The organism is Streptomyces sp. NPDC088194, from assembly GCF_040702025.1.
GTDB lineage: Bacteria > Actinomycetota > Actinomycetes > Streptomycetales > Streptomycetaceae > Actinacidiphila.
On sequence record NZ_JBFBIV010000166.1, the window covers coordinates 1 to 10,996 of the forward strand.

Consider the following 10,996-nt stretch of genomic DNA (forward strand, 5'->3'; position numbering starts at 1 on the left):
GTCAACCGCGCGCTCGTCTCCGCGGTGTACCGCCGCAAGAACCGGGTGGACTTGCTCAACTCCCGTGGTGGCGGGTGGGAGGGTCAGCGGAGGCGGGCCGCCTGGGAGGTGGGCAGCGCGGCCGCCGGGCCGCGGGACGGGGTGGCGGCCGGTGTGGTCGCCGTGGGGTGGTGGTGGCCGGAGCCGCCGCGCAGGGCGTGCGCGAGGGCCGGCAGCCCGCCGACCAGCGGCAGGTCGGCGCTGGACCGGGAGAGGTCGACGCTGATCGTCGGCTTCGTGCTGGGGGCGACGATCAGGCCGTTGTCGGTGCCGGCGACGATCAGGGCGAGCCGGTGTCCGGCGGGCACCACGTGGTCGGTGGAGGCGAGTTGGATGGTGATGGTGTAGGGCTTGCCCGGGGTGAGCGACACGCCGTGCAGTGACGGGTCGTAGTGCCCGAGGTCGGCCCAGCCGCGGCTGAAGACGGTCTGCTGGACGTTCTCGGTGTTCGCCGCGGTGTCGAGGTAGCAGGCGCTGTCGCCCGACGTGCTGTCGCCCCAGCAGGACCGGGTGTTGAGCGTGGTGATGCCCTCGGCGCCGTCCTCGTAGTTGCGGATGGTCGCCGGACCGAGGTCGACCAGGACCGCCGACAGGTGGGCGCTGGTGGTGGTCGGGGTCGCGGTGAGGGTCACCGTGCCGCCGCCCGACAGCCGCAGGTCACTGGCGAGAGTGCCGGTGGTGAACGACACCTTGCTCGCGGTCGCCTGGTCCGCCTGTGCCGCCCAGTCGTCCTCGTCCTGCGCGGGGTTGTCGGTGTAGTGCTCGGTGCCGCTCGCCGGCGGGGCCCCGGCGCTCAGCGTGCCGAGGCCGTTGGTGCCGCTCGCCTTCAGGCCGACCTGGGTCGCGGCGGTGCCCGGCGCGGGCCAGACCGGGTCGGTGCTCCAGTGGTCGGGGGTGCGCTCGATGTCGGCCATCGGCTGGCTCTGCACGCCGTTGTCGACGCCCATCAGGTAGTGGTCGAACCACTGGTGCAGGGTGTCGACCCAGTCGGACCGCCGGTAGTCGAACGGGTCCACGTGGCCGGTCTGCGACAGCCAGATCTTGCGCTGTACCCCGTTCGCGGCGAGCGCGTTCCACCACTGGCCGAAGTTCTTGGTGCGCACGTTGAGGTCCTGCATGCCCTGCGCGACGAAGACGCTGGCCTTCACCTTGGACGCGTTGGCGTAGTAGTCGCGGTCCTGCCAGGCGCTGGTCCAGTCGCCGTTGCGCGGTGCGCCGTCGCGCAGCGCCTGTTCCTCGGCGGAGCAGTGCGACTGCGCGCCGGAGCTCTCGACCTCGGAGGCGAGTTCGTCGGGGCCGCCGTCGTAGAGGGCCGCGCCCTGCGCGAAGTAGTAGTCGTACCAGGAGCTGATGCCGCTGATGTCGACGATGGTCTTCAGGCCCTCGACCCCCGTCGCGGCGACGCCGTTGGCGACGGTGCCGTCCCAGCTCTTGCCGATCATGCCGACCGACCCGTTGGACCAGCCCGCCTGCGCGGTCGTGCTTCCGGTGCGTGTGGTGTACGCGGTGGCTCTGCCGTTCAGCCAGTCGATGACGGCTTTGGCCGAGGTGATGTCGGAGGCGCCGCCGACGTCGACGCAGCCGTCGGAGCGGTCGGTGCCCGCGAGGTCGACGAGGACGACCGCGTAGCCGCGCGGTACGAAGTAGTTGTCGTAGTAGAGCGGGAAGCCCACCGGGTTGCCGCTCTGGTCGTACGTCTTGACCTGGCTCTCGTTGCCGCGGCCGCAGCAGGAGTAGTACGGGCTGGCGTCCATGATCACCGGCACCTGCCGGCCCGCCGCCGCGGGTTCTGAGGGCCTGATGATGTCCGCCGCCACCCGGTCGGTCTTGCCGTCGCGGTCGCCGTCGAGGCCGGTGTCGACCCAGACGGACTGCCGGATGGCGTTGGCGTAGGAGTCGACCGGTTGACTGCCGGTGTCCCGCGGGCCGGCACCGGCGTGCGCGGCGACCGGGCCGAGGAGGACGAACATCAGGGCGGTGAGGACCACCGCCACGACGGACATCGAGTGGGTGCGGGGTCTCCGCGTCAGTGACAGCACCCCGGGACGTTACATCCTGACACCGCCATGACAACACCCCCTCTTTCGAGACAGCGGGGCGATTACCAGACACCCGCGGGCGCGTCCGGCGGCGACGGGCGACCACCCCACGCCGACCGACCGCCCCAAGCCGGCGACCGCCCGGCTACGCCCGGACGATGCGCTCCACCAACTCCGGCACCCACTCCACGTACTCGACCTCCGCGCCGCCGCGGTGGCGCGCGTACAGGAACCGTCCGGTGGCGCTGGTGCTCTCCGGCGTGGTGATCTCGGCGCCGGCGGCCGCGAGTACCGCCGTCAGGGCGTCGAGGTCGTCGACGATCACGGTGGCGCCGGCGTTGGCGTAGCGGGCCCGCTCCGCGGGTGGTCCCGCGATGACGAGGAAGTCGCCGATCGCCGCGAGTTCGACGGAGTCGAAGGCGAAACGGAGATCGGGCTCGGCACCGGTCAGTTCGCGCAGCAGGGGCAGCGACGGGTCGAGCGCATCGGTCCACAGGCGGGCGTAGGTCTTGAGAATGGTCATGACGGGTCCTCACGGTCACTTGTGCATACCTGGGCACCGTAGGAGAGTGAGCAGGTCGGAGGGAAGAACGCACTTTTTCGAAAGAGAGGCACCTGGTGGTGACCGAGGAGGCCGGCCGGGTTTCACGGGACGCGGACGCCGATGTGACGCGCGCCCACTCCCTCGCGCGGGAGATCTTCTCCGGCATCGCGAACAAGTGGACGCTGCTGGTGGTCACCATCCTCGGCGAGCGCACCCTGCGCTTCACCCAACTCCGCGGCGAGGTGGAGGGCATCAGCCACAAGATGCTCACGCAGACGCTGCGCGGCCTCGAACGCGACGGGCTCGTCGAGCGCACCGTCCACCCGACCGTGCCGCCCCGCGTGGAGTACGCGCTCACGGACGCGGGCCAGGCGCTGCGCGCGACCGTCCACGGCATGTGCGCGTGGACCCGGCTGCATCTGGAGCACATCGAGGGGTCCCGGGAACGCTTCGACCGCGCGCGCCGGGAGCAGGCCGCCGCGGCATCCGGCCGGTAGGCCCGGCACGACAGCACACCCGCACGCCCGCACACCCGCACGACCGCGCCCGCGGTGCGGCCCGCCCGGCTCGGCGACCGACCAGGAGGGGCAGAAGCTGCCGCAGATCGTGCGCCGCCGACCAAGCTCGGCCAGCCCTTCACCCGCTGGTCGATCCGCAAACTCGCCGCCTACCTGCAAAGAGTCCACGGCCGGGTGATCCGGATCAGCCGCGAGGCCTTACGGTGCCGGCTCGCCCGCCGCGGCGTCACCTTCCAGCGGACCAAGACGTGGAAGGAGTCCCCTGACCCCGAGCGCGATGCCAAGCTCGACCGCATCGAACACGTCCTGGACCGCTTCCCGGACCGGGCGTTCGCGTTGGACGAGTTCGGCCCGCTTGGCATCCGTCCCGCCGGCGGCTCATGCTGGGCCCGTGCCGGTCGCCCCGAGCGGCACCCCGCGACCCACCACCGCACCCACGGCGTCCGCTACTTCCACGGCTGCTACTCGATAGGCGACGACACACCCGGAGCCCGAAACAATGCGGTGCCGGGTGGGGCGCCGCCGGTGTACCGGCGGCGCGCCAGTCGGCACCGTTGTGGCTACGCGTCCCCGGTGGGCCCTGAGGAGGGCTCGGTCATCGCAGGGCGTCGTTGGTGCGGGCGGTCCAGATCGCCAAAGCGGCGAGCAGGGCGCAGGCGCCGCCGAGCCACAGCACGCCCTGGAGGGTGAGCGTGTCGACGATGACGCCGCCGACCAGTGCGCCGATGCCGATGGACAGGTTGAACACCGCCACCCACAGCGAGGAGGCCGCTTCCACGGCCTGCGGGGCGGACTTGAGCATCCAGGTCTGGAGGCCCACGGACACACCGCCGTAGGACAGACCCCAGACGATCAGCAGGATGGCGCCGCCGACCGCGGTCCGGCCCAGCAGCAGGAAGAGGGGCATCGCGACCGCGAGGGCCATGGAGATGATCAGCACGCTCCGGTGCACCCGGCGGGAGAGCGCCGCGCCGGCGACGAAGTTGCCGATCATGCCGGCCACACCGAACCCGAACAGCAGCGGACCGACGTAGCGCTCGTCGATCCCCGACAGCTTCTGGAGCGCCGGGCTCACGAACGTGTAGGCGGCGAAGTGCCCGAACACGATGAGCACGGTCGCGATGATGCCGACGCGCACGCCCGGGTTGCGGAACTGCTCCATCAGCAGCTTCGGCCGGATGGCCTGGGATGCGGCCAGCCCCGGCAGCACCGCCAGCAGGACGATCAGGGTGACGAGCGCCAGGGCGCTCAGTGAGGAGAAGGCGGTGCGCCAGCCGGTGAGGTCACCGACCAGGGTGCCGAGCGGGACGCCGAACACGTTCGCGGCTCCGACGCCGCCGAAGATGACCGCGGTGGCTCGCGGCGCGTCCGCGGGGGCGACGAGCCGGACGGCCAGGCCGCTGGCGACGGCCCAGAAGCCGCCGATCGCGATACCGACCAGCACTCGGGAGCCCACCAGGACGGCGAAGTTCGGTGCCAGGGCGGAGGCCAGGTTGGAGACGGTCATCAGGGCCATCAGGCCGAGCAGCAGGATGCGCCGGTCCATCGACCCGACGAGCATCGGAACCAGTGGTGCCGCGAACGCGGCGACGATGCTGGGCACTGTCACCATGAGCCCGGCCGTCCCCTCGGAGACCGACAGTGCGGACCCCACGGAGGTCAGCAGGCCGATTGGCAGTTGCTCGGCGGTCACCAGCAGGAAGGTGCCCAGAGCCACCGCGGAGACCGCCGTCCAGCGACTTTTCTCCGGGACCTCTGGTTCCTGTGTCGGGGCGGGGGTCTGTTCTGCGGTCGTCAACGGAGCCTCCTGCAAAGATTCGGGAGCGATCGCTCCCATACGGCAGACGCTAGTATGGGAGCGACCGCTCCACAAGTTGGGTAAGGTGAACACATGGCACGCCCCCGACAGTTCGACGAGAAGAACGCGGTCAGGTCGGCGACCGAGCTGTTCTGGCGACGCGGTTACCACGCCACCTCGGTGCGCGACCTGGGTGACGAGCTGAAACTCACGCCCAGCAGCCTGTACCGGACGTTCACGGACAAGCACACGCTGTTCCTGCGCGCGCTCGACCACTACCGGGCCACCGAGTCGGCAGAGGCCCAGCAGCGGCTGGACACGGCGGACCGTCCCGTTCGGCAGGTGCTGCGGGAATGGATGCTGTGGCTGGTCACCTGCCCGGCCGACGGCAAGTCCGGCCGCGGGTGCTTCGTGGTCAACACCGCCACCGAGCTCGGCACCACCGACGAAAAGGTCCGCCGGCGGACCGAGGCCGCCTTCGAGGTCACCCGGCAGGCCCTGCGGTCCGTGCTGGCCGAGGGCCGTGACCGTGGCGAACTGTCCGCCGGTCTCGACATCGACGGCGCCGTGGAACTGCTGTTCACCACGGTGCTCGGCCTGCGGGTACGGGAACGCGCCGGCCACGACATCGAGCGTCTGACCACCGCGATCGATCTCGCGATCCGCGCCCTGGGGCCCACGCCTGCGGAACCTGCCTGACGGCACCGGGACGTGCCAAGCAGGCCCTCGTCGACGCCGGCTACTGCTCCGAGACGAACCTCGAAGCCGCAAAGGAACGCCGACTGAGCTCCCCCACTGACGCGTTCATGGCCACCGGCCGCCTCTCCCACGACGAGCGGGTCCCGCCCGCACCCCGCGGACGCATCCTAAGGACGCGACCTTGAAGGAGCGCATGGCCCGCAAACTGCGGACCAAGCCCGGCCGGGCCGCATACAGCCGACGCGAGACCATCGTCGAACCCGTCTTCGGCCAGACCATGACCTGCCACAACGGCCGCCGACTCCTCCTGCGCGGCGAGGACGGCGCCCGCGGCGAGTGGCGCCTGCCGGCCGCCTGCCACAACCTCCGCAAGATCTTCCGCCACACCGGAGCCGCCGGACTGGCCGTGGCGCTCGCCTGACCGCCCGCAACCGGCGACCCCCGGCACCGATTCCCGAACCCGCGAACGACACCTCCGACACCGACAGCCCCGCGAGCGGCGGACGACTCATCCCGCCGATCACGACCGCCTGGCTGCTCGCCGGTTACTGAGACAGGCTCCTGGCCAAGCCGGTGAACCTACGCGGTCACGGCACTAGCGGGTCCCTCGGCCGGTCGGGTCGACGGTCCCGCGCCGCCGGGAGTGGGCGCCCACCGGGGCAGCCCGACGCCCCCGGTCCACGCGGCGGGTCGACGGAACCGGTCAACGGCTCACGCCGGCACGCGGGTTGCGGCGCACACGTGTCACGGGCCGGCGGGAGGCCGGGGGGCCGCGGGGAGGAGCCTGCGGGCCTCCCGGTCCGTCACCGGCTCGCCCGGCTCGATGCCGTGCAGGACGTACGCCAGGATCTCGGCGCCGCGCACCACCCGCGGGCCCGGGCGGTTGAAGTGGGCGGGGCCGTCGAGGACCCAGACCCGGCCGTCGCGGACCGCCGGCAGGTCCGCCCACGCGGGGTGTCCGGTCAGCACGTCCGCTTCCGTGAAGGTGCGTTCGGGCGGGAAGCCGCAGGGCATCAGCACGATCACCTCCGGGGCCGCGTCGCACAGCGCGGCCCAGTCCATGGCGGCGGTGTGCTCGCCCGGGTGGGCCAGCAGGGGTTCGCCGCCGGCGCGGCGGATCTGTTCGGGCACCCAGTGCCCGGCCGGCCACAGCGGGTCGAGCCATTCGATCGCGGCCACGCGGGGCCGGGGCCGACCCGAGGTCCGGTCCCGTACGGCGTCCAGCCGCCGGTACGCCTCGGCCACCCGGCGCGCGGCGGTCTCCGGTACGCCGAGGACGTCGCCGACCCGCCGCACGCAGGCGAGCACGTCGGGCAGGGTCCGCGGCTCCAGGCTGATCACGCGGGGCCCGTCGCCGTCCAGTACGCGTACCGAGTCGGCGACCGCCTCGTAGGAGACCGCGCAGACCTGGCAGAGGTCCTGGGTGAGCACCACGTCGGGCGCGAGGTCAGCGAGCAGGCCGGCGTCCAGGGTGTACAGGGAGGAACCCCGGTGCGCCGCTCCCCCGACCGCCTCGGAGATCTCCCGGCTGCTCAGCGCGTCGGCGTCGAACTCGGCGGACGTCACCACCGGCACCGGACCGACCACGTCCGGCGGCCAGTCGCACTCGTGGGTGCGCCCGACGAGGTCGCCGCCGAGGCCGAGTTCGACGACGATGTCGGTCGCGGCGGGAAGCAGGGAGACGATGCGCATACCCGAACGGTAGACCGCCCCGTACGGCGCGCGGGACGCACGGCGCACCCGGCCGCGCCTGGCGCCCGAACCGGCGACGGAACGCCCACCGCGGGCGCACACTGGGGACGGGGCATCGGCGGACCCGGGTCCGCCGGCGGAGGGGGAGGCCAACGATGGCCGCACGACGGGGGCTTCGGTCCGTGGAGGGGCTGTACGTGGCGGCCGTGGGCGCCCTCGCGGTGCTCGGCGCCGTCCACGGCGAGGCCCTCTTCTACCTGCTGGCCGTCGCCTTGACGCTGCCGTTCGGAGTGCCGGCGCTCGTGCTCGTCTACGGCGGGTACGCCGTCCTCAAGGGCGTCGGCGGCCTCCTGGCGCCGGCCACCCGCCCCGACGGCAGCGACGCCGCCTGGCTCACCGCCAGCAGCGCCACGCTCAACGTCGCCCTCCTGGTCGGCGCGGCCCTCGCCAACGTCCTGCTGCTCGAACACACCCGCCGCCGTCGCCACCCCGCGCCCCGGTAACGCACCGACCCGGCCTGCCCGCAAGGCCGTTGACGCGACGCCCGGACGGCGGGACCCACGGCACCCCCGCACCTGCCCGGTATCTGCTGCCGCCTCCGCCATGCCCCGGCCACACCCCCGTGGCAGCCGGACACACCCCAGAAACGACGACGCGCGAACGCGCCACGACCGATCCAACTCCCGCCCGGACCGCAGGACTCACGACGCCACCGCACCCGCCCTTTACCGACAGCTGCCTCCACCGCCCCCGACCACACCCCCGTGACGGCCGGACACACCCCGGAAACGACGACGCGCGAACGCGCCACGAACGGTCCAACTCCCGCCCAGACCGCAGGACCCACGGCACCACCACACCCGCCCGGTATCTGCTGCCGCCTCCACCATCCCCCAGCCACACCCCCCGTGGCAGCCGGGCACACCCAGAAACGACGACGCGCGAACGCGCCACGACCGATCCAACTCCCGCCCAGACCGCAGGACCCACGGCACCCCCGCACCCCCCGGCACCGACAGCCGCCTCCACCACCCCCGACCACACCCCCGTGACGGCCGGGCACACGCCAGAGACGACGACGCGCGAACGTGCCGCGACTGGTCCGGCTCAGACGGCTTCACGGGGACCCACGTGCTTCCGCAGGAACGCGAGTTGCGCCTCGACGGCCTCTTCGTGCGCGGCGAGGAACGGGGCGTAGTGGCTGCCGGGCAGGTGGACCACCTCGGCGGCCGGCGCGTTCCCGGCCGCGCGGACGGCGGGGTCGGCGAGCACGCTCTGGTCCTGGTCGCAGACGACGACCAGCAGCGGGCAGCGTATCCGGGAGGCGTGGCGGCCGGGCCGGTAGCCGCCGATCCACAGGGCGATCCGGGCGGCGACGGTCTGCTCCCAGCCGGTGTGCCGGCCGTCGGGGTCCAGGGCCAGGTCGCCGTCCATGGCGTCGGGCGTGGTGAGCGAGGCGACGGCGCCGCGCGGACCGGCGGTCGGGACCAGCAGCGGCGGGCGCCCGAAAGCGCCGCCGAGCGCGTCCGCGACGCCCCGGCCGAAGAGCCGCAGCGCCGCGAGGGGCGTCATGCAGCGCAGCGCGTGGGGTGCGACCGCGCGGCCGTCGACCAGCGGGGTCTGGGAGATGGCGCAGGCCAGTCGCGGGTTGTCGGCCGCGACGCGGAAGAGGTGGCCGCCCGCGAGCGAGAAGCCCCAGGCCGAGATCCGGTCCGGGTCGACGTCGGGCAGGTCGGTCGCGCAGTCGATCGCGGCGTGCCAGTCGGCGACCTGCTCGTCGAAATCGACGATCTGGCGCGGTGTGCCGCCGCTCTCCCCGAACCGCCGGTGGTCGAAGGCCAGGACGGCGAACCCGGCCTCGTTGAACCGCACGGCGAACTGGTCCGAGGCCGGTTCCTTGGTGACCGAGGTCCCGCCGGCCATGATCACGCAGCCGCCGTTGGCCCCCGGATAGTGCCAGCCGGCGCATGAGGTGTCGCCGCTGGCGAAACGTACTTTCTCCCGTTGCCTGATCACGGGCACGTGGACCTCCGTGGTGATTGCGTCGTACGCGGGTGCGATGTCGGTGCGCTGCGATGCGGGTGCGCTGGGGTGCGGGGGCCGGAGGCGTCGTCGTGGCCGCAGGCCCCCGCACCGGGTCGCCACCGGCGGTGGCGCCCGGGGTACCGGCGGTCAGCCGGTCAGGACGGGGAACCAGTTGCGCGGGTCGAGGATCATCGTGCGCTCCTTCCATGGCTCGGGTCCACGAGCGGCGAGGCGCCTTCGGGACGGTGCGGGGTGGATGTCCTCCATGCTTGGGCCGCCGTCCCCGAAACGGGCAGCGCGAGGCGGTGGAATGGGCGAAACTTGCTCGCATGGCGCGCGCAACGGCGGATTCCGCACTGAGCCTCATCGACCAGCGGCTGGTGGCCGCGCTGCAGTGCGACGGCCGTCTGACCGCGGAGCGGGCGGCCCAGGTGCTGGGGCTCAACCCCGCCACCGTGCGCCGCCGCCTGCACGCGCTCGGCGCCGACGGCACGCTGCGTGTCGTGGTCTCACCGGTCGCGCGACCGCGCAACGGAGGCTCGGCCGGCGCCCTGTTCCTGCGCATCCGGGTGCTGCGGGGGAAGCTCGACACGATCGTGGCCGCGCTCGCCGCGCGCGAGGACATCCCGTTCATCGACATCACCACCTCGGGTGACGAGATCTTCGCCGTCGCCCGGACCGAGCCGGGGTCGCGCGACCCGCTGGTCTTCCGCCAACTGCCCTCCACCCAGGCGGTGACGTCCCTGGAGAGCGCCACGATCCTGCACGTCTTCCGGCTCACCTCCGAGTGGCGGCACCAGGTGCTGACCGCGGCGGAACGCGCGGCGCTGAGCCCGGCCGGCCCGGGCCCCGGGTCGGCCGCCGACGGCTCCCCCGGCCCGTACGGTGTCGACACCGACGCGGTGGAGCAGGCTCTGATCGACGCTCTCACTCCCGACGCGCGGCTGTCCTCGGCGGCGCTGGCCGAGCGCACCGGCCATCCGGAGAGCACCGTGCGCCGCCGCCTGGCCAGGCTGGCCGACCAGGGCCGGCTGGTCACCCAGGTGCTGGTCGATCCGCGCCGCCTCGGGCTGCTCATCGAGGCCAAGCTGCTGCTGCACGTGGCGCCGGACCACCTGGCCGCCGCGGGGCAGGCGCTGGCCGATCACCCCGCGGTGCACGGCGCGTTCGCGACCTCGGGCCCCTCGAACCTGCACGCGGCCGCGTACTTCCCGGATCTGACGGCCCTGTACGGCTTCCTCTCCCGGGACCTGGTCGGCCTGGGCATCACCCACGTCGAGACGGCCGTCGTCAGCCGCGCCGCCAAGCGAACTCCCGCGCTGCCGCAGCCGGTTCAGCCGGCCCCACCCGTGCGGGCGGCCCGGGAAGCACGACAGGCCCGCCCGGCCCGCCAGAGGTAGGCCGCGCCCGCGCGTACGCCGCCCCGAGACGCCCCCACCGCGCCTTCGCCCACCCCGAAGCGACCCCGGCCCCACCCCCACCCACCCGATTTGTCAACGCCATTGACATATACCTGGCACCCCTCTACGTTTCACCGTCGAATCGCTTCGACGCGGTTGGTGGTAGCGCATAGACGCAGCGTTTGCCACCCCTCCCACCCCCCGGGGGGTCCCAAAAAAGTCGAAGGCGCGCCGCCGAACAC

At 72.9% G+C, this 10,996-nt stretch carries 9 protein-coding genes and 2 pseudogenes; 6 read left to right on the plus strand and 5 right to left on the minus strand.

Annotated features, from left to right (window positions below; genetic code table 11):
- Nucleotides 1–83 precede the first annotated feature (83 nt).
- Nucleotides 84–2,009, minus strand: coding sequence for a Xaa-Pro dipeptidyl-peptidase (locus AB0399_RS39365; protein ID WP_366414565.1), 1,926 nt, complete (start codon nucleotides 2,007–2,009; stop codon nucleotides 84–86).
- Between the two features lie 214 nt (nucleotides 2,010–2,223).
- Nucleotides 2,224–2,601: a VOC family protein gene (locus tag AB0399_RS39370; protein ID WP_366414557.1), complete on the minus strand. Its 378-nt coding sequence runs from the start codon at nucleotides 2,599–2,601 to the stop codon at nucleotides 2,224–2,226.
- A 95-nt stretch (nucleotides 2,602–2,696) separates the two neighbouring features.
- On the opposite strand from AB0399_RS39370, the gene AB0399_RS39375 reads away from it, so the two are divergent.
- Both AB0399_RS39375 and AB0399_RS39380 read left to right on the plus strand, forming a co-directional pair.
- Nucleotides 2,697–3,119, plus strand: a complete 423-nt coding sequence (locus AB0399_RS39375; RefSeq protein ID WP_366414558.1) for a helix-turn-helix domain-containing protein — start codon at nucleotides 2,697–2,699, stop codon at nucleotides 3,117–3,119.
- Nucleotides 3,120–3,242: 123 nt separating this feature from the next.
- Nucleotides 3,243–3,623, plus strand: a pseudogene (locus AB0399_RS39380) (IS630 family transposase); the annotation flags it as partial.
- 112 nt (nucleotides 3,624–3,735) lie between these two features.
- On the opposite strand, the gene AB0399_RS39385 reads toward AB0399_RS39380, so the two are convergent.
- Nucleotides 3,736–4,938 (minus strand): MFS transporter, encoded by a 1,203-nt coding sequence (locus AB0399_RS39385; protein ID WP_366414559.1) that lies wholly within the window; start codon nucleotides 4,936–4,938, stop codon nucleotides 3,736–3,738.
- A 93-nt stretch (nucleotides 4,939–5,031) separates the two neighbouring features.
- Here AB0399_RS39385 and AB0399_RS39390 point away from each other — a divergent pair, with 93 nt between their 5' ends.
- Both AB0399_RS39390 and AB0399_RS39395 read left to right on the plus strand, forming a co-directional pair.
- Nucleotides 5,032–5,637 (plus strand): TetR/AcrR family transcriptional regulator, encoded by a 606-nt coding sequence (locus tag AB0399_RS39390; RefSeq protein WP_366414560.1) that lies wholly within the window; start codon nucleotides 5,032–5,034, stop codon nucleotides 5,635–5,637.
- A 17-nt stretch (nucleotides 5,638–5,654) separates the two neighbouring features.
- A pseudogene (locus AB0399_RS39395) lies at nucleotides 5,655–6,058 on the plus strand (transposase); the annotation flags it as partial.
- A 323-nt stretch (nucleotides 6,059–6,381) separates the two neighbouring features.
- On the opposite strand, the gene AB0399_RS39400 reads toward AB0399_RS39395, so the two are convergent.
- Nucleotides 6,382–7,329: a cobalamin-binding protein gene (locus AB0399_RS39400; RefSeq protein ID WP_366414561.1), complete on the minus strand. Its 948-nt coding sequence runs from the start codon at nucleotides 7,327–7,329 to the stop codon at nucleotides 6,382–6,384.
- Between the two features lie 155 nt (nucleotides 7,330–7,484).
- Between AB0399_RS39400 and AB0399_RS39405 the strand changes: the two genes are divergently transcribed.
- On the plus strand, nucleotides 7,485–7,832 hold the full coding sequence (locus tag AB0399_RS39405; protein WP_366414562.1) for a hypothetical protein: 348 nt from the start codon (nucleotides 7,485–7,487) through the stop codon (nucleotides 7,830–7,832).
- Between the two features lie 604 nt (nucleotides 7,833–8,436).
- Here AB0399_RS39405 and AB0399_RS39410 read toward each other — a convergent pair.
- Nucleotides 8,437–9,351, minus strand: a complete 915-nt coding sequence (locus AB0399_RS39410; protein WP_366414563.1) for an alpha/beta hydrolase — start codon at nucleotides 9,349–9,351, stop codon at nucleotides 8,437–8,439.
- Nucleotides 9,352–9,683: 332 nt separating this feature from the next.
- Between AB0399_RS39410 and AB0399_RS39415 the strand changes: the two genes are divergently transcribed.
- Nucleotides 9,684–10,754: an Lrp/AsnC family transcriptional regulator gene (locus AB0399_RS39415; protein WP_366414564.1), complete on the plus strand. Its 1,071-nt coding sequence runs from the start codon at nucleotides 9,684–9,686 to the stop codon at nucleotides 10,752–10,754.
- The last annotated feature ends 242 nt before the right edge of the window (nucleotides 10,755–10,996 follow it).